Consider the following 19,570-nt stretch of genomic DNA (forward strand, 5'->3'; position numbering starts at 1 on the left):
CCCGACATTCCCATAGGGCTGCACCAGTCGAGGGCTGAAACCGAAGCCGGAGGTGATTGATATCATGTCGACGCTCCTGCAGATCGCCTTTCGCGCCGGCTGTTCGGTTGCGACCGCCAGCCGGGTGATGAATCGCAGCGGTCCGGTCAGCGACGAGATGGTGCGGCGCGTGCGCCGGGCGGCGGCAGAGCTTGGCTATCGCGCGGGTGGGCGTACCGGCTCTGGCCGGCCGGCGATCGGGGTGCTTATTCCCAGCATTACCAATCCGGTTTTCGCGGCTTCGCTTTCCAGCATCCAGAACCGAGCTCTTCACGCGGGACATAGCGTGCTGATCGCCCAATCGAATTACGATCCGGCACAGGAGGTCGACGCCGTCGCCTCGCTGCTCCAGCAGCAGCCGACTGGGTTGATCCTTACACTCTGCGATCCCGAGCGCAGTCTTGTTCTGTCCTCCGCCCTGCCGCCAACCGTGCTGCTCGGAAACCTGCCGACCGCCCGCTTCACCGCTGCGGTCGCGACCGATAATTTCGGCGCGGGCCGGGATTTGACCGATCACCTCCTAGGTAAGGGTCACCGCCGCATCCTGTTCATATCAGGTCACTTCTCGGCATCGGATCGGGCGAAGCTGCGCTATCTCGGCTATATCAGGGCGATGGAAGCAGCGGGGCAACAGCCCCTCGATGCGCTCGAAATTTCCTTCGTGAACAGCCTGGAACAGCTCGATCTTTCGGATGCGGTTTCGCGGTTCGACCCGACGGCGATCATTGCTTCCAACGATCTTCTGGCGCTCGGTGTCATGGGCGCGCTTCGGCGTCAGGGCATTTCGATCCCTCGTGATATTTCGGTCGCCGGCTTTGACGGAATTTCCCTCGGTTTTCTGGGTGAGGTGTCTTTGACGACCGTGGAAATTCCGGATGGAACCATGGGGGCCGCTGCCGCCTCGCTGCTGCTGGATATGGCTGAAAATGCCGCGCCGCCGCGTCATCTGACGGTAGCTTATCGGATGCGTGCGGGCGGCACAGTGCGCGATCTTGCCATTCAATCCTGACTGACCCTGCCTGCGAACGAAAACGCCGCCTCTTGTTGGGAGGCGGCGCGGATTGTTCAGATTGGTTCGAAAGATCAGCTGCGCGGCAGCAGGCCTTCGACGTCGGAGGCGGCGTCGTCGAGCGCTTCCTTCGGCTCTGCCGAGCCGTCGACGATGCGCGAGAGGTTGTCGACGATGGTCTGCGTGACCTTGACGCCGTTGGAGCCCGGGAAGGCGTACCAGGGAACCATGATCGACATCTGGCCGAGGCCGGCCTGAAACAGCGGGTTCTTCTTGTAGAAATCGCCGAGATATTCGGCCGACTTGGCGGCAAGCTCGTTGTTCGGAACATAGCCGGTGCCGGGAACGACGACAGAGGCGCCGTAGGGGCCGGCGGCGAACTTGGCGAACTTCCAGGCGGCTTCTTCCTTGACCGGGTCATGGGTCAGGATGACGACGGCGTTGCCGCCCGTCGGCAGGCGACCGTTGACTGGGTCGATCAGCGGCAGCTTGGCAGTGCGCAGGTCGAACTTGGCGCCGACATTCTTGATGGTATTGACGAGAGCACCCGTGGTCTGGAATTCGAAGCCGACCTTGCCGGCAGCGAAGGCCTGCTCGCCGGCAGCCTTGGTGAAGACCGGCATGCCGCCTTCCTTGACGAAGCGCTGGATCAGTTCGACGGCCTTCTGGCCCTCGGGGCCGTTGAAGGCAACCTTCGTCTCGTCGTCGCTCAGCATCTTGCCGCCGGCGCCGAAGAGGAGAGCCGAGAACATCCAGTCGTCGCCCTGCCAGCGGAAGTCCATGCCGTCGACGCCGTTGCCGAGCGCCTTGATCTTGCCGGCGAGTGCAATGACCTCGTCCCAGGTCTTCGGCGGGTTGTCCGGATTGCCGCCGGCAGCCTTCACCAGATCGGCATTGTAATACATGATCGGGTTGGACGTCGCGAAGGCGAGGCCGACCTGCTTGCCCTTGACCTGGGCGAGCTTCAGGATCGTATCCGAGAAGCCTTTCTCGGCCATGTTGCCCTCTTTCTTGACGAGGGGGCCGAGATCGACGGCGACATTGCGCTCGTCGATCATGCGCAGACGGTTGAGGCCGATGAAGGTGACATCTGGCATTTCGCTGGTGCCGGCCTGGCGCAGGATGGTCTGGATGCCTTCCTCATAGGTGGCCGAAGGAGCGGCGAACTGGATCTTGATGTCCGGGTTTTCTTCCATGAACTTTTTCGAGATCGTGTCCATCACGTTCTTGAAGAAACCGGGCATCGGATAATGAACCGTCAGGGTGGTTTCGGCATAGGCCGGGACCGACACGACCATCGAAATGGCCGCGGCGGCGAGAATCTGGGTGATATGCTTCATCGCTCGTTCTCCGTTTTCGAATTTCGAACCGGTCAGCCTTTGAGACCGGTCATGGTGATGCCCTCGACGAAACGCTTCTGTGCCAGAAGGAATGCCGCGACGAGGGGAAGGGTGATGATGAGGGTTGCCGCCATGAGTGCGCCGTAGTCGTCGCCGGCTTCGGCGGCGCGGAAATACATGAGGCCTAGCGGCGGCGTGAAATATTCCTGCTTGGTAATGACGATCAGCGGCCAGTAGAGGTCGTTCCAGTGCGCGACGACCGAGAAGATCGCGAAAGCCGTGACCGCCGGCCAGGCATTCGGCACGATGACGCGGGCGACGATGCCGATTTCCGACATGCCGTCGAGGCGGGCGGCATGGATCAGATCGTCGGGCATGGAACGGAAGAACTGCAGGAACATGAAGATCGCGAAAACAGAGATCGAGAAGGGTGCGACGAGAGCCGTATAGCTGTTCAGGAGCGACAGGCTGTTGAAGCCGACATAGAGCGGCAGCGCCGTCGCATGGATCGGGACCAGCAGACCGAGCATGACCAGCACCATCATCATGCGCGCCGCCGGGAATTTCAGCTTGGCCATGGCATAGGCGCAGGGGATGGCGATCAGCACCTGGAAGAAGAAGATCAGGCCGCAGACGAGGACGCCGTTGAGGAGCAGCGTGCCCATGTCAACCTTGCTCAGCGCCTTGGCGATGTTCTCGACGTAGAAGAAATGCGTCGGGATCAGCTTCAGGGCGGAGGTGAAGATATCGTCCTGCGCCTTGCCGGCCGTCGAGATCATGAAGATGTAGGGCGCGAGGAAGACGAGCGAGCCGAAGATCAGCAGCGAGATGCGCAGGATGCGGCCGGGAGTGAAGCCTGTCGAGGTCATGTGTAATGCACCTGCCGGTCTTGGACGCGATATTGCAGGAAGGTCAGCACCACGAGGATGGCGAGGAAGACCGTGGTCATCGCTGAGGCATAGCCGACCCGGAGATAGACGAAACCTTCCTGATAGATGGTGAAAAGCAGGACTTCCGAAGCATGGTTCGGGCCGCCGTCGGTCAGAGCCTTCACGGTGTCGAACACCTTCACCGCATTGATAATGCTGATAGTCGTGACGAAAAGCGTCGTCGGCCCAAGCATCGGCCAGGTGACGAGCCAGAAGCGGTCGAATGACGACTTTGCACCATCCACTTCGGCCGCGGCATAGAGTTCTCGCGGGATGGCGGTAAGGCCGGCGAGAAACAGTACCATGTTGAAGCCGACGGATTGCCAGACGCCGATGATCGACAGGCTGTAGAGCGCCGTCGCCGACGAACCGAGCCAATTCGGGCCGCGCACGCCGATTTCGCCAAGCAGCGCGTTGATCGGACCGATCGTCGGATGGAAGAGATACTGCCAGACGGTCGCCATGGCGACGATCAGCGAGGCGACGGGCAGGAAGTAAGCGGTGCGGAAGAAGCTGCGGCCGATGCCTTCGCTTTCGATCAGCAGCGCGACGCCGAGGCCGAGCGCGATGGAGACGGGTGCGACGATCGCGGTATAGGTCGCCGTATTCCAGAGCGACTTTATGAAGGCGCGGTCGCGCAGTAGATGCGCGTAGTTCTCGAAGGCGACGAAGCGCAGGCTTTTGTCGCCGAGCTGGAAATCCGTGAAGCCGAGCACGACGACGGCGACGATCGGCACCAGGATGAAGAGCACGATCAGGATGATGGCGGACAGAGCAAAGAGGAGAGCCGTACGGGCCTCGCTGCGTTCGCGTGCCGCAGCCGTCTGCATCGGCAGAGAGGTGGCGGCAATGCTAGCCATGCGCCTTCTCCCGTGTCGCGTCGACGATCGTCGGTGCGGCGCGCAAACGACGGCCGTCTTCGGCGAAGACCATCGCTTGTTCAGCTGCAAGCGTCAGCGCAACCGGCATGCCGGCGGATAGGCCGGCGACTTCTGCCGGTGCGAGCTTGACGACCATGGTTTCGCCGATGGCATCGAGCTTGGCATAGAGGATGACTTCCGAGCCGAGGAATTCCATGCGCTCGATATGGGCGGCGAGCGCATCCTGACGGCCCTGGGAGAGCTGCACGAATTCCGGGCGAATGCCGAGGGTCACGTTCCTGCCGGCAAAGGTACTGTCTTCGAGCGCCAGCCGGATGCCGCCGAAGGCGACGGTGCCGTTTTCGGCGAGCGCCGGCAAAAGGTTGATGCGCGGCTGGCCGACGAAGCGGGCGACTTCGACATGGGCCGGATCGTCATAGATCGTCTGCGGCGATGCGAGCTGCAGCAGCTGGCCGCCGATCATGACGGCGACGCGATCGGCCATCGACAGCGCCTCGGCCTGGTCATGTGTCACGTAGACAGTCGGCACGCCGGCGCGGCGGTGCAGGTCGACGATCTCGCCGCGGGCATGGACGCGCAAATTGGCATCGAGATTGGAAAGCGGCTCGTCCATGAGGAAGACGGCGGGGCGGCGCACCATGGCGCGAGCGAGCGCCACACGCTGGCGCTGGCCGCCGGACATCTGCCCGGGCTTGCGGTCGAGCAGGTGATCGATCTTCAGCGAGACGGCCATTTCGCGCACATCGCGGATGATGCCGGCGCGCGCCGCGCGCTGGCCGGGGATGAGCGAGCCGATGAAGGGCAGGCGCTGGACGCGCGACAGGCGGCGCATGGCGAGCGGCACGGCAATGTTTTCCGAGGCTGTCAGATGCGGATAGAGTGCGTAGGACTGAAAGACCATGGCGATGTTGCGGTCCGCCGCCGCAACGCCTGATACGTCGCTGCCGCCGAGGATGATTTCGCCCCTGTCGGCGTGGTCGAGGCCGGCGAGAATGCGCAAAAGCGTGCTTTTGCCGCAGCCGGACGGGCCGACGAGCGCAATGAACTCACCGGGCTGGACATCGAGATCGACGCCCTTGAGGATGGCGTTGCCGCCGAAGGATTTGGCGATGCCGCGAAGCGAAAGTGCGCTCATTCGGTCGGCTCCTTTGCCTTGGGGGCGGCTTGCGGATAGACTTCCATGACGACGTCATCGAGGAAGTAGGCGGTCATGCCGGGAACGGCGACGAGTTCGGTCGAGACCGTCTCGCCAAGTTCATGGATCGCTGCGCCGATCAGCCGTTCGCCCGGCATTTCGCGTTCCATCTCGCCGAGGATGAAGGCTGCGGGCGGCGCCCAGACCAGGTTGGTATCGTTGAAGCGGCCTACCCAGGTCCAGTGCAGGTGGCCGCTGCCGAAGAGAGCGATGTCATGGGCCGCGATCAGATCATAGAGCCTGCGGCGCTGTGCCGGACGAACGCTCCAGTAGCCGGTATCGCCCTCATCGGGCGCATCGACGAAGAGCGGCTTGTGCGCAAAGAGGGCAATGCGGCGCTCGCCACGGCTTTCGAGCATCTCCTGCAGCCAGTCGAACTGCTTCTGCTCCTCGGCATCCTCGAAGCCCATCAGCAGGCTGTTGAGGCCGATGAGGCGCCAGTTGTCGATATCCTTCGCCCAGTAGTCCGGACCGACGAGGCAACGCCAGCGGTCCAGCCGCTCCGGATTGACGGGCTGATAGGAGCCGGGCAGGTGGCCGACATCGTGGTTGCCGGGCACGATCAGCATCGGCACGGAAATCTGGCGCATCAGATCCATGGAAAAGAGGAGATCTTCGTCTTTGTCGGCACCATCGACGCTGAGATCGCCGGTGTGAATGACGATATCGGCGCCGCTTGCCTCGATCCATTTCGCCAGCGGCTCCCAATTGCCGTTGAAATGCGGCTTGTTGGGGCTCAAATGCGTGTCGGTGATCTGGATGATCTTCAAGGCGCTTCTCCGAAGTCTTCAGAATGGTGCGCCCGCGGAAGGAATGGCCTTCAAAACCGGCGCGTCTCTGCGCTCTCTTTAGAAGGCCCCCATGTCAGGAAGGTAACAGGTCTTTTCAGCTGTTTTTCAGTTTTGTCACATCACCGTCAAACGACGCTGCAGCTCGCCTCATGCGGAATGGAAGGGCTGTACGCGGCGGTACCGGTGCTATAGATCGTTGCGAAAGGGATCAGACATGTCAGACGAACAGAGCCGCATCACCAAACTTGAGGAAACGGTCGCCTACCAGGCCAAGACGATCGAGGAGCTTTCCGATCAGATTGCCGAGCAATGGAAGGTGATCGAACAGACCAGGCAGAAGCTGGACCGGCTGACCGAGCGCTTCCTGACGCTGGAGCAGCAGTCGCTCGACGCACCGGCCATTACCAAGCCGCCGCATTACTGAATAAGGCCGCCGCAGCGTTCACGTTTCGGTGTTACACGCGGCCGTATGTAACATTGAGCCTCGCCTTCCCGTATCTCCGTCTGACCGAAGAGTTTAGAATGGCGGTCGAGAGGAGAGTGTCATGAAGACTTCATCGACAGATATGATCCGCATCGGCTCGGCGCGGGTTGCGCGCCTTGCCGGACTCACGGCGGCCGCAGTGCTGGCCGGCGCCATCGCACTGCAATTTGTCGGCCGCGCATCGGCCGAGGATGCGCGTGTCATCCCGCAGCCGAGCGTGGACGAGAAGGCCGGTTCCGCCAGCACGGAAACAGCGGTGCTCGCCGGCGGCTGCTTCTGGGGCGTTCAGGGCGTCTTTCAGCACGTCAACGGCGTCATCAGCGCGACGGCAGGCTATACCGGCGGCAGCAAGGATGCCGCTCACTATGAACTGGTAAGCACAGGCGATACCGGCCATGCCGAATCCGTGCGCATCGTGTTCGATCCGCACAAGATCAGCTATGGCCATCTGCTGCAGATCTATTTCTCGGTCGCCCATGATCCGACGGAGCTGAACTATCAGGGGCCGGATACCGGCACGCAGTATCGTTCGGCGATCTTCCCGACCAGCCAGTCGCAGGCCGATATCGCCAAGGCCTATATCGAGCAGCTCAATCACGCCAAAGCCTTTGATGCCGCAATCGTCACCAAGATCGAGCCCGCGCGGCAATTCTATGCCGCCGAGGCCTATCATCAGGATTTCCTGACGACGCATCCGACCTATCCCTATATCGTCATCAACGACCTGCCCAAGATCAAGAACCTGCAGCATCTTTTTCCCGGCGATTATCGCGCCGACCCGGTTCTGGTGACGGCAAGCGCCAGTGTGAAATGATGGCCTGCCCTGGCCGGCGAGCGATGACCGCCGGTCAGGGCCGCCTTGCAAGAAATGCTCGTTACTCCTCGCTCGTCTGGTGTATTGCTGCGCCGTCAGACATTCATCAAGAGTGCGTTTCGTCATGATCGTCCGCGACCGGCCGAATCTCTTCCAGCTTTTCTTCATCGTCCGCGGGTCGATCATCCGGCGTATCCTGCCGCAGATCATCGCCATCTTTTTGCTATCGGCGCTGATCGTCTGGGGTCATGAGGCTCGGCCGAACCTCATCGTTTCCTTCAACGGGTCAGCGCTTTCGCTGCTCGGCATCGCCCTCTCGATCTTCCTCGGCTTCCGTAACAATGCCTGCTACGACCGCTGGTGGGAGGGGCGGCGCGACTGGGGACAGCTCGTTCACCTCGCGCGCAGCTTCGCTCGGCAGACGTCGGTGCTGGAGAGTGCAGGGGAGACTGGCGTCGAGACGCGCAAAAATCTGCTGCGTTTGACCATGGCGTTTGCACAGGCGCTGGTCTGTCTTCTGCGTGAAGGCAGCGACGAGGGCAAGGTGCTGCGCCTGCTGACCGCAAGCGAGGCGGAATTCTACTATGCGGCCCAGAACCGGCCCGACCTTATCTTGCGCCTCATGTCAGCCGATCTCGCGCGGCTGAAAGCATCGGGTGGGATTTCGGATATCCAATATCAGATGCTGGATATCACGATTGGTCAGATGGGAGCGGTGCAGGCGGCTTGCGAGCGGCTGCGCAACACGCCGCTGCCTTTCGGTTATACGCTGCTTCTGCATCGCACGGCCTATCTCTTCTGTTTCCTGCTGCCTTTCGGCTACGTCGATACGCTCGGCTGGGGCTCGCCCTTCGTGACTGCCCTCATCGCCTACACCTTCTTCGGTCTGGATGCGCTGGGTGACGAATTGGAAGACCCTTTCGGCCATCGCCCCAATGCGCTCGCCGTCGGCGCCCTTGCCGATACGATCGAGATCAATCTGCGCGAAGCGCTGGGGGAAACCGACCTGCCGCCGCTGCCGCAGCCCAAGGATTTCCTGCTGATGTAAAAAAATCAGCAAAAATATTTGTTGGGCGATGGAATAGAATCCGGAGTGCTTCCGTATATAGGTGTATGGAACGCAAAGGACGCACATTCGATGTTTTGGGGCAGCTCGGTTCGCTGAGACGTTACGCCCGCTCGCTCGTGCGCAATGCGGACGAGGCAGAGGATCTGGTGCATGATGCACTGGTCAAGGCCTATGAGCGCAAGGCATCGTTCAGGCGCGACGGCAATCTGCGCACCTGGCTGCTGTCGATCCTGCACAATGTGCATATCGACCGCCTGCGCCAGAAGAAGTCGCTGAACCGTCGTCACGAGGAGGCTGCCGCCGACCTCGAAACGGCATTGCCGGCATCGCAGGATCACACGGTTCGCCTGAACCAAGTCCGCGAAGCCTTCTTCAGTCTGCCCGAGGAGCAGCGCGAGGCGCTGCATTTGGTGGCGATCGAGGATCTCTCCTATCAGGAGGCGGCATCAGCGCTTGGCATTCCCGTCGGCACGCTGATGTCCCGCATTGCCCGGGCTCGCGCGACGCTGCGTAGTTTCGAGGAGACAGCCTCCAAGGTTTCTCATCTCAGGCTTATCGAGGGAGGCGGCAATGAAAATCGTTGATCCGATCATCGATACCGATCTCGATGCCTATGTCGACGGCGAGCTCACTCTCGCACGCCGTGTCGAGGTGGAATCCTATCTCTCGGAGCATCCGGAGATCGCGGCCAAGGTGATGGCTGATATGAGCATCCGCGGCGAGCTGCGCATGGCGCTGGCCGGCGAAGGCCATGTGGTTCGGGCAGAAACGCGTGAGGCCGCGCGGCGGCTGGAGCGCGGGCTGGTCTATGGCCGTATGCTGGGCTCCTTCCAGCGAGTTGCCGCCATTGCGGTGCTGGTGACCACCGGCTGGGTTGCGCATACGTCCTTCGGCGCCTTCACGGCGAGCGAGGTGAGTGCGTCCACGCGGCCGCCGGCCTTCGTCGACGATGCGGTGCGCGCCTACAAGACCACGGCAGTACGCGAGGAGCTCAAGCCGCAATCGGCGGCTGCGAATTACAATCCGGATGAAATCCGCGCATCGACGGCAATCATTTTGCCGCAGCTGCCGGGCGACTGGCGCGTCACCGATGCGCAAATCTATCCGTCCGAATTCGGTCCGAGTGTCGAAATGATGGTCGATGCCGGCGAAGACGGACATTTGTCATTGTTTGCCGTCCGTCCGGGCAATTTCGCCGTGCAGGATGTCAGTCACATCAAGCGTGACGATGTCCAGGCTGCCTATTGGCAGATCGGGGAAGTCGCCTATGCGCTGATCGGCAACGGCAAGGCGGGTCAGCTTGACGGCGATGCCGAAAAGCTTGCCCGCAGCCTCTACTAGTTTGGATTAAAGGAGAACGACCATGAACCCGACCAATCCGCGATACGGCTACGGAGCCGCCGCCGGCTCTCAGGCGCTCTTCGACGAAGGGCTGCGCCGGCACATGCTGCGCGTCTACAACTACATGGGCATCGGCCTTGTCGTAACGGGAATCGTCGCGCTGATCGTCGGCACGACGCCGGCGCTCTATGTGCCGATCTTCCAGAGCCCGCTGAAGTGGGTCGTCATGCTGGCGCCGCTCGCCTTCGTGTTCTTCTTCTCGTTCCGCATCCAGTCGATGTCGGCAAGCACGGCGCAGATGATGTTCTGGGCTTTCTGTGCGGTCATGGGCCTGTCGCTGGCCTCGGTCTTCCTGGTCTTCACCGGCACGAGCATCGCGCGCACCTTCTTCATCGCCGCGACCATGTTCGGCGCGACCAGCCTCTACGGCTATACGACGAAGCGTGACCTTTCCAACATCGGCTCGTTCCTGATGATGGGCCTGTTCGGTGTGATTATCGCCAGCATCGTCAATATCTTCCTGGGTTCGAGCGCGCTGCAGTTCGCCATCTCGGTGATCGGTATCGTCGTCTTCGTCGGCCTGACCGCCTGGGATACGCAGAACATCAAGGAACAGTATGCCGAAAACTACGATCAGGAATCGCAGCAGAAGCTTGCCGTCTTCGGTGCCCTGTCGCTCTACCTGAACTTCGTCAACATCTTCCAGCTGCTGCTGAACTTCACCGGCGAGCGGGAGTAGTTTGAAATTGCCTGCTTGAGCATGGTCTGAGCTAAAGGGCACTCCACGCCTTTGGTGATCATGCTCCGGGAATGCGTCTCCCTGGGGGCTTGTTGAGACGCATGACGCGCCTGCAGTATCTGCGCCGATACTGCAGGCGCAACTTTTTTGGGAGAGCGGCATGCCGGATGTGCCGCGTTATTCGCCGCCCGGCGGCAAAGGGGAAGGTGCCGGATCAAGAGAGCACTGGTTTAAAGAAGAGGCCCGACAGCGCAGATCTGCTGCTGTCGGGCCTTTACTTGTTCGGTCTGAATATCTTCAGGCCCCTCAGGCGAGGGCTAGATTCTTACCATTCGGCGACGCTACCGTCCTCATGGCGCCAGACAGGGTTGCGCCAGCGATGGCCTTCCTTGGCACGCTCGATGACATAGGCTTCGTCGACTTCGATGCCGAGGCCGGGACCCTGCGGAATGCTCACGAAGCCGTCGGCATATTGGAACACCTCCTTGTTGGAGATGTAGTCGAGGATGTCATTGCCCTTGTTGTAGTGGATGCCGAGGCTCTGTTCCTGGATGAAGGCATTGTAGCTGACGGCGTCGACCTGCAGGCAGGCGGCAAGCGCGATCGGGCCGAGCGGGCAATGCGGCGCCAGCGCCACGTCATAGGCCTCGGCCATGGCCGCGATCTTGCGGCACTCAGTGATGCCGCCGGCGTGAGAAAGATCGGGCTGCAGAATGTCGACATAGCCGTCCGACAGGACGGATTTGAAATCCCAGCGCGAATAGAGGCGTTCGCCGAGCGCAATCGGCGTCGAGCAATGATTGGCGATTTCCTTCAGCGCCTCGCGGTTTTCCGACAGCACCGGCTCTTCGATGAAGAGCAGCTTGTAGGGTTCGAGCTCCTTGGCGAGCACCTTGGCCATCGGACGATGGACTCGGCCATGGAAATCGACGCCGATGCCGATATAGGGACCGATCGCCTCGCGGATGGTGGCGATGGTTTCGACGGCCTTTTCCACCTTGTCATAGGTGTCGACGATCTGCATTTCCTCGCAGCCGTTGAGCTTGATCGCCTTGAAGCCGCGGGCGACCACGTCCTTGGCGTTGTTGGCGACGTCGGAGGGACGGTCGCCGCCGATCCAGGAATAGACCTTGATCTTGTCGCGCACCTGGCCGCCGAGCAGCGAATGGATCGGCTGTCCCAGCGCCTTGCCCTTGATGTCCCATAGCGCCTGGTCGATGCCGGCGAGCGCCGACATGTGGACGGCGCCGCCGCGATAGAAGCCGGCGCGGTACATGACGTTCCAGTGATCTTCGATGAGGAAGGGGTCCTTGCCGATCAGATAGTCTTCCAGCTCGTGCACGGCTGCCTGCACGGTCAGCGCACGGCCTTCGACCACGGGCTCACCCCAGCCGACGATGCCTTCATCGGTCTCGATCTTCAGGAACAGCCAGCGCGGGGGAACGATATAGGTCGTCAGCTTGGTGATTTTCATGGGAATGATTCCGTTTGGCTTTGGGTTGGGTCAGCGGCGCGAGGCCGCAGATCTCGGGGTTTCGGGATTTGTTTTCCGGCCTTTGTCCAGCCGTCGTTCGACGGCGAGATCGCGGGCGGCAAGATCGAGCATATGGTGAGCGCAGATGCGTGCGGCATCGCGGTCGCGCAGGCGCAGCGCTTCCACGAGTTCGCCGTGAACGGCGATTGCTTCGTCACGGCTGTCGGCGGCGACGTTGGAGGCGTGAAGCGCATATTTGAGGCCGGCATGCATGGCGCTGGAGAGGCGCCGGAACACCTGATTGTGGCTGGCGCTGAGCAGCAGCTTGTGGAATGTCACGTCGGCCTCGGTAAAGCCCTCCGGATCATTGCCGCTGTCGCGCATCTGCTGCCATGCGCTCTCCAGGTCGGCAATTTCGCGAGCCGTAGCGCGCTCGGCCGCGTATTCTGCGGCCGCGGGTTCTATGGTGCGGCGCGCTTCAAGGATGGAGCCGAGAATATCGAAATCGGCGATATAGGGCCCCATCCATTCCAGCACATCCTGGTCGAGAATGTTCCAGTCGTCCTTGTCGCAGACCATGGTGCCGATGCGCGGCTTGCCGCGCACGAGGCCCTTGGACTCCAGCACCTTGAGGGATTCGCGAACGACCGTGCGGCTGACGCCGTACATTTCGCAGAGATCGTTTTCGCGCGGCAGGGTCGAGCCGGAGGGATAGCGTTCGGCGCAGATGTCTTCCGCGATGGCCGCTGTCACGTTTCTGCGCACGCGCGGACGGCGGCCAGGCTGAGCCGATGAGTCGTGCTCCTGTCTTTCGAGCGATTCCACCCTATCTCCTCCGCACCGTTTCGCATGCTTTCCTGAATACCTTCTCTTTCGACGAGAGGGCTTCCATGCGGGCGATGCCTTACGCGCTTCGCGACTATGCGAATGCGACAATACGGGAATCATCATACATTGGCAATACGCTTGTATGATGATTTAAAAGGCCTCGGTAACGCTGTCCGGGAACAATCCCTCGTCCCGTGCTTTTCGAAATCGGCCTCGCTGCTGTTACGGCGGCGTCGTCTTCGACGGATAGAAGGACTATGGTGACGATGCAGGCGGCCAAGCCGCTTGCCGCCGATCATCGCCGGGAGACGGTTCCGTCTCCCCTAAGTTCATTCAACGACAAGGAGAACGACATGCAGATCAATCGCACAGGTTCGGCTCAATGGTCCGGTGGCTTGAAGGACGGCAAGGGTCAGATTTCGACGCAGAGCGGCGCGCTCAATCATTATCCTTACGGTTTTGCCAGCCGCTTCGAAGGCGTTGCCGGCACCAATCCGGAAGAGCTGATCGGCGCGGCGCATGCCGGCTGCTTCACCATGGCCTTGTCGCTGATCCTCAATGAAGCCGGCTTCACTGCCGAAAGCATGGAGACGACGGCCAAGGTGACGCTTGAAAGCGTCGAAGGCGGGTTCGCCATCACCGCCATCCACCTGACGCTGACCGGCAAGGTGCCTGGCGCCGATGAAGCGACCTTCACCGAGCTTGCCAACAAGGCGAAAGCCGGTTGCCCGGTTTCCAAGGCGCTTGCCTCCGTTCCGATATCGCTGGAAGTTCACGCCGCTTAAGCCGTCTCTCGGCCGTTCGCGTCGCGCTGGCTGGCGCGGCGCGTTTCGTATATATTCCGCATTCGGGGCATTGGGCTGTCATTTCCATCGGAATGCAATGCTCACTTGGAGGGGCGAATGTCTGGAATTCTTTTGATTCACGTCGTCATCAGCTTGATCGCCATCATCAGCGGCATCGTGGTAGCCTACGGCTTTCTCACTGCCGACCGTCATAACCGCTCGACGCTCGTCTATATGCTGACGACGGCTCTCACCAGCTTGACGGGTTTTCTGTTCGCGTTTCATGGCGTGACGCCGGCGATCATCGTCGGCATCATCTGTCTGCTGATCTTCATTCCGACGGCGCTGGCGCGTTACACATTTCACCTTGCCGGCATATGGCGTGCCGTCTTCGTGGTCGGCGCGCTCGTGCTGTTGTTCTTCAACTGTCTGGTGCTCATCATTCAATCGTTCCAGAAGATACCTGCGCTCAATGCGCTCGCGCCCACCGGGAACGAACCGCCGATTCTCGCGGCCCAGGTGGCACTTTTGGTGGTGATTGTGTTCGTCGGCTTTTTCAGCCTTCGCCGTTTTCATCCGACGCTTATGAGCGCCTGAGCAGGCGACTTTCGCTGCTGCGACAAAATGCCGGACACTTTCGCTGCGTTCCGCCAGGAGCGTTGTCGATGATTTAACTCTTGTTTCAAGTAGTTCGGCGCATCCTCGGTTTATTCAATAGCATCTAAAAGCCGCCCAAGTTGTGGCCGGCTTCATTGACATCGGCGCTCTGATGGTTTACGAGTGACGAAAATTGAAAATCGTCACTCGTAAACCATCAGGCCTGCTCATGCTCGATCTTTCCGACGTTAGCGCCGATCCTGCCCGCCAGGAAAACATCACGCGCATCCTCGACGCCGCCGAAAAGCTGTTTCGCCACTATGGCTACAGCAAGACGAACGTCGCCGATATCGCCCGAGATCTCGGCATGTCGACGGCAAATATCTACCGCTTTTTCGGCTCCAAGACGGAAATCCACCAGGCTATCTGTGGGCGTATGCTCGGCCAGAGTTACCAGATGGCCCTCGCCATCCGCAATCAGCCGATCAGCGCAACCGAGCGGCTGCGGGCTTATCTCATGGCCCAATATAGGATGACCCTGGAGGCCATGCTCGACGAGCAGAAGGTTCACGAGATGGTCATTGTCGCCATAGAGCGGGACTGGCATGTCATCGAAAAACATATCGAACGTAGCCAGGATCTGGTCGCCGAGATCATCGCCGAGGGGATTGCCGCTGGCGAGTTCGCCGAACAGGATCCGGGTATTGCAGCCAAGTGCTTCGGTGCGGCGACCGTCGATCTCTGTCATCCGCAAATGGTGGCGCAGTGCCTTGGCAAGACATACCAGGCCAAGCCCGAGGATATCATCGAATTCGTCATCAGGGCTTTGAAGAAATAGCAATGCACGCACCGGATGGCCGGCGTGTTCCCACTTTTTGTTCGATTTCAGGAGAGCGACATGGTTTCGCTAACGACCAACACCTTACGGACCATTGCTGGTGCGGCTCTCTTTGCCGCTTTCGGGCTTGGGCTCTCGGGCTGCAATGAGAAGAAGGAAGAGACGGCGGAGGTGGTCCGGCCGGTCAAGGTCGTCGAAATCGCCGAGGCAGACACGACGCGCAAGCTTGATTACTCAGGCGCCGTCCGTGCGCGGACGGAGATGAATCTTGGTTTTCGCGTCAATGGCAAGATCGTCGAGCGCAAGGTAGATATCGGCCAGAGAGTAAAGCCCGGCGATGTGATCGCCCGTATGGACGCGACCGATTATGTTCTTGCCGTGCGCCGTTCGCAGGCCGATCTGGATGCGGCCGAAAAGCAGGTGCAGACGACCGAGCTTGCCCGCACGCGTGCGAAGACGCTCTTCGACAAAAACGTCACTTCCAAGTCGCAGCTCGAGCAGGCGGAGCTTTCCTATGAGCAGGCCGTCTCGACCCGGGATTCTGCTGTCTCGGCTCTGACCGAAGCCAAGAACCAGGTCGCCTATGCCGACCTGACCTCCGACATGAACGGTATCGTGACCGCAATCAATGCCGATGTCGGCCAGGTGGTCAGTTCCGGCACACCTGTCATCACCGTTGCCGTCGATGGCGAGAAGGAAGTGCAGGTCGCTGTCCCGGAAATGGACATCGCCCAGTTCAAAGTCGGCAAGGACGTCAAGGCGCGCTTCTGGTCCGACGCGGCCCTCGTGCTCAATGGAAAGGTGCGGGAAGTCTCCGGAAGCGCCGATCAGTCGCGCACCTTCGCGGTGCGTGTAAGCGTGCCGAACGATCCGCGCGTTCTCCTTGGCATGACTGCAACGATCGAGGCGCTTGCCGACAATACGCAGCCTTTTGTTTCCATTCCGCTGAGCGCGCTCGCGCAGAGGGATGGGCAGCAGATCGTCTGGCTGGTCGATCGCAGTGCCGGCACCGTGCATTCCCGCGCCATCAAGGTCGCGGACTTTTCCGATGACGGCGTGCGCGTGGCCGATGGCCTCAAGACCGGCGATGTCGTCGTTGCAGCCGGCACTCAGTTCATGAGCGAAAACATGAAGGTCAAGCTTTCTGGTGCCACAACCCAGCAAGCCTCCGCTGAAACCAAAGCCGCCTCGGCGGATATCGTACGCTGATCCGGATCGAAGGGACGACACCATGTCCATCAACAGCACCTCCGGCGAGAGGAAGCGCTTCAACCTGTCGCGCTGGGCGATCGCTCATCCCAGTATCGCTCGTTTTCTGTTCGGGCTAATCATCATCGCCGGTGCGCTCGGCCTGACCCATATGGGTCAGAAGGAAGATCCGGATTTCACCTTCCGCGTCATGGTCGTGCAGACCGTCTGGCCCGGCGCCTCCCTGCAAGACATGGAAGACCAGGTGGTCAACAAGATCGAGCGCAAGCTGCAGGAAACGCCGCATCTCGATTGGGTCAAATCCTATACCCGCGCCGGCTTTGCAATCACCACCATCCAGATCAAGGGCGATACCAATACCGCCGAGGTGAAGGACGCCTTCTACCAGATCCGCAAGAAAGTGGGCGATATCGGCAACGAACTGCCGTCCGGCCTGCTCGGCCCCTATTTCAACGATGAATTCGGCGATACCTTCATCACGCTGCATTCGATCAGCGGCGACGGCTATACCTATCCGGAGCTGAAGAAATTCGCCATCCAGGCCCGCGACATGCTGCTTTCGACGCCCGGTGTCGAGAAGGCGACCATCATCGGTGACCAGGCGGAGCAGATCTATATCGATGTCTCCTCCAAGGTTCTGGCCGAGCGTGGGCTGACGCTCACCGACTTGAAGAACGCCATTATCGGCCAGAACAACGTCGATCCGGCCGGTAATGTCGATACCAGCACCCGCTCGGTGCGCATCTCGGTCGAGGGTGACGTCAACAAGATCGAGGATATCAAGAACCTGCGGCTCAACGCCGGCGGCCAGGTAACCCGTCTCGGCGATATCGCTACCGTCACCGCCGGGCTGCAAGACCCTTATACCGCCAAGTTCCTCTTCAACGGCCATCCGAGCGTGCAGCTCGGCGTCGTCATGGCTCCGGGCTTCAAGGTGACCGATGTCGGCAAATCGGTTGAGGAAACCTACAAGCGATTCGAGGCCTCGCTGCCGATCGGCGTTCAGGTCGATCAGATCGCCAACCAGCCTGATGTCGTCACCGACGCAATCAGCGAATTCATGCATGCGCTGGGCGAAGCTCTCGTCATCGTGCTGATCGTCTCGTTCCTGTCGATCGGCTGGCGTTCCGGCCTCGTGATCGCCATCGCCATTCCGCTGGTGCTGGCCGCGACCTTCGCCATCATGTATGAGTTCGGCATCGACCTGCAGCGGATTTCGCTCGGCGCCCTCATCATCGCGCTCGGCCTGCTGGTCGACGACGCCATGATTGTGGTCGAGCTCATGGAGCGTAAGCTGGAAGAGGGGCTCGTAAAGCTCGATGCTGCCAGCTTCGCCTATTCCTCCACCGCCTTCCCGATGCTGACTGGCACGCTGATCACCACCGCCGGCTTCATCCCGGTGGGCTTTGCGGCATCGACAGCAGGCGAATATGTCCGCACGCTGTTTTACGTCGTCGGCATCGCGCTTGTGGTCTCCTGGTTCGTGGCAGTCTATTTCACGCCATGGCTCGGCTACATGATCCTCAAACAGCGCCATCATGCCGGTGAGCATCATGATGTGTTCGACACGCGATTCTATCGTCGTCTGCACTCTTCCGTCGCCTGGGCCGTACGCCACCGCGTCATCGTTCTGCTGCTGACTCTTGCCGCCTTCGTCGGCAGCCTCTGGTCCTTCCAGTTCATTCCGCAGAACTTCTTCCCGCAGTCGTCGCGCCCGGAAATCCTTGTGGACTTGTGGCTGCCTGAAGGCACCAGCATCAAGGAAGTCGAGCGGCAGGCACAGGCCCTCGAGGCACGCATGGCCGATGACTCCGACAAGCGTTTCATCGCCACCTATGTCGGGCAGGGCGCGCCGCGCTTCTTCCTGCCGCTCGATCAGCAGCTGACGAACCCGAACTATGCTCAGATGCTGGTTATGGCCAAGGACGAGCCGGCCCGCGAGCGGCTGATCACCAAGATGCGCGGCATCCTGGCGGCAGATTTCCCGTCCGTCCGCGGCAAGGTCGACCGCCTGTTCCTCGGTCCGCCCACCGGCTGGCCCGTGCAGCTGCGCGTCATGGGGCCTGACCGGCAGGAGGTTCGCCGCATTGCCGACGAGGTGAAGCAGCGCTTTACCCAGAACCCGCTGCTCGGCGCCATCCATGACGACTGGCTCGAGCCGGTGCCGGCCATGAAGCTGGTGATCGATCAGGACCGTGCCCGGGCTCTCGGCGTCACCTCGCAGCGCATCCGCCAGATGCTGCAGGCATCGATGTCCGGCGTTACCCTCGACAATTATCGCGAAGGCGAAGAAACCGTGGGGATCGTTGCCCGCGAGCCGGAGGCAAGCCGTCACCTGCTGACCTCCGTGAACTCGGTCTATATTCCCACGGACTCCGGTGGGTTCGTGCCGCTGTCGCAGGTTGCCAAGATCGTGCCTGTCATGGAGCAGAGCATCGAGTGGCGCCGCGATCGTCTGCCGACGATCAGCGTGCGGGCAACCTTGCCTGATAACGTGCAGTCGAACGACGTGACAGCCAAGCTCTACAACGACATGGCTGATCTGAGGAACAGCCTGCCGGCTGGCTACAAGATCGAGATCCAGGGCGGCGCCGAGGACAGTGCCGAAAGCCAAGCCTCGATCGCCGCCAAGGCGCCGATCATGCTCGTCATCATCGTCGTGCTGCTGATGGCGCAGCTGCAGCACTTCGGCAAGGCGATGCTGGTGCTGGCGACCGGCCCGCTCGGCATCATCGGTGCGGCGGGTGCCCTCCTGATCAGCGGTGCACCCTTTGGCTTCGTCGCGATCCTCGGCGTTATCGCTCTGCTCGGCATCATCATTCGCAACTCGATCATTCTCGTCGACCAGATCGACCAGGATATCGCGGCGGGCATGGACCGGAAGGAAGCGATCATCGGTTCTGCCGTGCGTCGTTTCCGGCCGATCATGCTAACCGCGCTGACGGCCGTGCTGGCGCTGATCCCGATCTCGCGCGGTGTCTTCTGGGGGCCGCTCGCCTACGCCATGATGGGCGGCATTCTGGTTGCGACCGTGCTGACGATCTTCGTGCTGCCAGCCGGCTACGCCCTGTTCTTCGGCCGCGATCCGAAGAACAAGTCGGCCGAGCCGCCGGCCAAGGAGCAGGCCGACGAAGAGGAGCAGAATACGATCCAGCTGCCGCCGGCAGTGGCGGCGGAGTAAAAGGTCTGAAAGAAACAAATATCCCGG

At 61.0% G+C, this 19,570-nt stretch carries 19 protein-coding genes; 12 read left to right on the top strand and 7 right to left on the bottom strand.

What is annotated here, in order from left to right; translation table 11 throughout:
- Positions 1 to 64: 64 nt before the first annotated feature.
- Positions 65 to 1,048: a substrate-binding domain-containing protein gene (locus tag AC13RM_RS23350; protein ID WP_374816552.1), complete on the top strand. Its 984-nt coding sequence runs from the start codon at positions 65 to 67 to the stop codon at positions 1,046 to 1,048.
- A 74-nt stretch (positions 1,049 to 1,122) separates the two neighbouring features.
- Here the strand turns inward: AC13RM_RS23350 and AC13RM_RS23355 are convergent, their stop codons facing one another.
- Genes AC13RM_RS23355 through AC13RM_RS23375 form a run of 5 tightly spaced genes read right to left on the bottom strand, consistent with a single transcriptional unit; the run spans position 1,123 to position 6,163 of the window.
- A complete protein-coding gene (locus AC13RM_RS23355; protein WP_374816551.1) occupies positions 1,123 to 2,388 on the bottom strand; it encodes an ABC transporter substrate-binding protein in 1,266 nt (421 codons plus the stop codon).
- A 32-nt stretch (positions 2,389 to 2,420) separates the two neighbouring features.
- Positions 2,421 to 3,257 (bottom strand): carbohydrate ABC transporter permease, encoded by an 837-nt coding sequence (locus tag AC13RM_RS23360; RefSeq protein WP_374816550.1) that lies wholly within the window; start codon positions 3,255 to 3,257, stop codon positions 2,421 to 2,423.
- A complete protein-coding gene (locus AC13RM_RS23365) occupies positions 3,254 to 4,177 on the bottom strand; it encodes a carbohydrate ABC transporter permease (RefSeq protein WP_374816549.1) in 924 nt (307 codons plus the stop codon). Before AC13RM_RS23365 ends, AC13RM_RS23360 begins: the two co-directional genes overlap by 4 nt.
- Positions 4,170 to 5,333, bottom strand: coding sequence for an ABC transporter ATP-binding protein (locus AC13RM_RS23370; protein WP_374816548.1), 1,164 nt, complete (start codon positions 5,331 to 5,333; stop codon positions 4,170 to 4,172). Before AC13RM_RS23370 ends, AC13RM_RS23365 begins: the two co-directional genes overlap by 8 nt.
- On the bottom strand, positions 5,330 to 6,163 hold the full coding sequence (locus AC13RM_RS23375; protein ID WP_374816546.1) for a metallophosphoesterase family protein: 834 nt from the start codon (positions 6,161 to 6,163) through the stop codon (positions 5,330 to 5,332). The genes AC13RM_RS23370 and AC13RM_RS23375 overlap by 4 nt, the downstream gene beginning before the upstream one ends.
- 235 nt (positions 6,164 to 6,398) lie before the next feature.
- Between AC13RM_RS23375 and AC13RM_RS23380 the strand changes: the two genes are divergently transcribed.
- From AC13RM_RS23380 to AC13RM_RS23405, 6 genes are all read left to right on the top strand, one after another.
- Positions 6,399 to 6,608 carry a SlyX family protein gene (locus AC13RM_RS23380; RefSeq protein ID WP_374816545.1) on the top strand — a complete coding sequence of 70 codons (210 nt, stop codon included), beginning with the start codon at positions 6,399 to 6,401 and terminating at the stop codon, positions 6,606 to 6,608.
- Positions 6,609 to 6,729: 121 nt separating this feature from the next.
- Positions 6,730 to 7,482, top strand: coding sequence for a peptide-methionine (S)-S-oxide reductase MsrA (gene msrA / locus AC13RM_RS23385; RefSeq protein ID WP_374816544.1), 753 nt, complete (start codon positions 6,730 to 6,732; stop codon positions 7,480 to 7,482).
- Positions 7,483 to 7,606: 124 nt separating this feature from the next.
- On the top strand, positions 7,607 to 8,530 hold the full coding sequence (locus tag AC13RM_RS23390) for a bestrophin family protein (protein WP_374816543.1): 924 nt from the start codon (positions 7,607 to 7,609) through the stop codon (positions 8,528 to 8,530).
- Positions 8,531 to 8,595: 65 nt separating this feature from the next.
- Positions 8,596 to 9,135 carry a sigma-70 family RNA polymerase sigma factor gene (locus AC13RM_RS23395; protein ID WP_374816542.1) on the top strand — a complete coding sequence of 180 codons (540 nt, stop codon included), beginning with the start codon at positions 8,596 to 8,598 and terminating at the stop codon, positions 9,133 to 9,135.
- Positions 9,122 to 9,892, top strand: coding sequence for an anti-sigma factor family protein (locus AC13RM_RS23400; protein ID WP_113230902.1), 771 nt, complete (start codon positions 9,122 to 9,124; stop codon positions 9,890 to 9,892). The genes AC13RM_RS23395 and AC13RM_RS23400 overlap by 14 nt, the downstream gene beginning before the upstream one ends.
- Before the next feature lie 22 nt (positions 9,893 to 9,914).
- Positions 9,915 to 10,631 carry a Bax inhibitor-1/YccA family protein gene (locus AC13RM_RS23405; protein ID WP_069615925.1) on the top strand — a complete coding sequence of 239 codons (717 nt, stop codon included), beginning with the start codon at positions 9,915 to 9,917 and terminating at the stop codon, positions 10,629 to 10,631.
- A gap of 325 nt (positions 10,632 to 10,956) precedes the next feature.
- Here AC13RM_RS23405 and dgoD read toward each other — a convergent pair whose 3' ends face one another.
- Positions 10,957 to 12,105, bottom strand: coding sequence for a galactonate dehydratase (gene dgoD, locus AC13RM_RS23410; protein ID WP_092712672.1), 1,149 nt, complete (start codon positions 12,103 to 12,105; stop codon positions 10,957 to 10,959).
- A 30-nt stretch (positions 12,106 to 12,135) separates the two neighbouring features.
- Positions 12,136 to 12,930, bottom strand: a complete 795-nt coding sequence (locus tag AC13RM_RS23415) for a FadR/GntR family transcriptional regulator (RefSeq protein ID WP_374816541.1) — start codon at positions 12,928 to 12,930, stop codon at positions 12,136 to 12,138.
- A 356-nt stretch (positions 12,931 to 13,286) separates the two neighbouring features.
- On the opposite strand from AC13RM_RS23415, the gene AC13RM_RS23420 reads away from it, so the two are divergent.
- From AC13RM_RS23420 to AC13RM_RS23440, 5 genes are all read left to right on the top strand, one after another.
- Positions 13,287 to 13,718, top strand: coding sequence for an OsmC family protein (locus tag AC13RM_RS23420; protein ID WP_004117925.1), 432 nt, complete (start codon positions 13,287 to 13,289; stop codon positions 13,716 to 13,718).
- 117 nt (positions 13,719 to 13,835) lie between these two features.
- Positions 13,836 to 14,315 carry a hypothetical protein gene (locus AC13RM_RS23425; RefSeq protein ID WP_113230900.1) on the top strand — a complete coding sequence of 160 codons (480 nt, stop codon included), beginning with the start codon at positions 13,836 to 13,838 and terminating at the stop codon, positions 14,313 to 14,315.
- 229 nt (positions 14,316 to 14,544) lie between these two features.
- The gene (locus AC13RM_RS23430) at positions 14,545 to 15,153 is read left to right on the top strand and encodes a TetR/AcrR family transcriptional regulator (RefSeq protein ID WP_113230899.1); all 609 of its coding nucleotides are present in this window, start codon (positions 14,545 to 14,547) and stop codon (positions 15,151 to 15,153) included.
- Between the two features lie 60 nt (positions 15,154 to 15,213).
- Entirely contained in the window at positions 15,214 to 16,362 is a 1,149-nt protein-coding gene (locus AC13RM_RS23435) for an efflux RND transporter periplasmic adaptor subunit (protein ID WP_374816539.1), read from the top strand.
- 22 nt (positions 16,363 to 16,384) lie between these two features.
- Positions 16,385 to 19,543, top strand: a complete 3,159-nt coding sequence (locus tag AC13RM_RS23440) for an efflux RND transporter permease subunit (protein ID WP_374816538.1) — start codon at positions 16,385 to 16,387, stop codon at positions 19,541 to 19,543.
- Positions 19,544 to 19,570: the final 27 nt, after the last annotated feature.

This window comes from Martinezella sp. CNPSo 3732 (assembly GCF_057784515.1).

Coding starts and splice junctions, on each gene's coding strand:
- AC13RM_RS23350 (WP_374816552.1), top strand. CDS start 65: ATGTCGACGCTCCTGCAGATCGCCTTTCGCGCCGGCTGTTCGGTTGCG.
- AC13RM_RS23355 (WP_374816551.1), bottom strand. CDS start 2,388: ATGAAGCATATCACCCAGATTCTCGCCGCCGCGGCCATTTCGATGGTC.
- AC13RM_RS23360 (WP_374816550.1), bottom strand. CDS start 3,257: ATGACCTCGACAGGCTTCACTCCCGGCCGCATCCTGCGCATCTCGCTG.
- AC13RM_RS23365 (WP_374816549.1), bottom strand. CDS start 4,177: ATGGCTAGCATTGCCGCCACCTCTCTGCCGATGCAGACGGCTGCGGCA.
- AC13RM_RS23370 (WP_374816548.1), bottom strand. CDS start 5,333: ATGAGCGCACTTTCGCTTCGCGGCATCGCCAAATCCTTCGGCGGCAAC.
- AC13RM_RS23380 (WP_374816545.1), top strand. CDS start 6,399: ATGTCAGACGAACAGAGCCGCATCACCAAACTTGAGGAAACGGTCGCC.
- msrA (WP_374816544.1), top strand. CDS start 6,730: ATGAAGACTTCATCGACAGATATGATCCGCATCGGCTCGGCGCGGGTT.
- AC13RM_RS23390 (WP_374816543.1), top strand. CDS start 7,607: ATGATCGTCCGCGACCGGCCGAATCTCTTCCAGCTTTTCTTCATCGTC.
- AC13RM_RS23395 (WP_374816542.1), top strand. CDS start 8,596: ATGGAACGCAAAGGACGCACATTCGATGTTTTGGGGCAGCTCGGTTCG.
- AC13RM_RS23400 (WP_113230902.1), top strand. CDS start 9,122: ATGAAAATCGTTGATCCGATCATCGATACCGATCTCGATGCCTATGTC.
- AC13RM_RS23405 (WP_069615925.1), top strand. CDS start 9,915: ATGAACCCGACCAATCCGCGATACGGCTACGGAGCCGCCGCCGGCTCT.
- dgoD (WP_092712672.1), bottom strand. CDS start 12,105: ATGAAAATCACCAAGCTGACGACCTATATCGTTCCCCCGCGCTGGCTG.
- AC13RM_RS23420 (WP_004117925.1), top strand. CDS start 13,287: ATGCAGATCAATCGCACAGGTTCGGCTCAATGGTCCGGTGGCTTGAAG.
- AC13RM_RS23425 (WP_113230900.1), top strand. CDS start 13,836: ATGTCTGGAATTCTTTTGATTCACGTCGTCATCAGCTTGATCGCCATC.
- AC13RM_RS23430 (WP_113230899.1), top strand. CDS start 14,545: ATGCTCGATCTTTCCGACGTTAGCGCCGATCCTGCCCGCCAGGAAAAC.
- AC13RM_RS23435 (WP_374816539.1), top strand. CDS start 15,214: ATGGTTTCGCTAACGACCAACACCTTACGGACCATTGCTGGTGCGGCT.
- AC13RM_RS23440 (WP_374816538.1), top strand. CDS start 16,385: ATGTCCATCAACAGCACCTCCGGCGAGAGGAAGCGCTTCAACCTGTCG.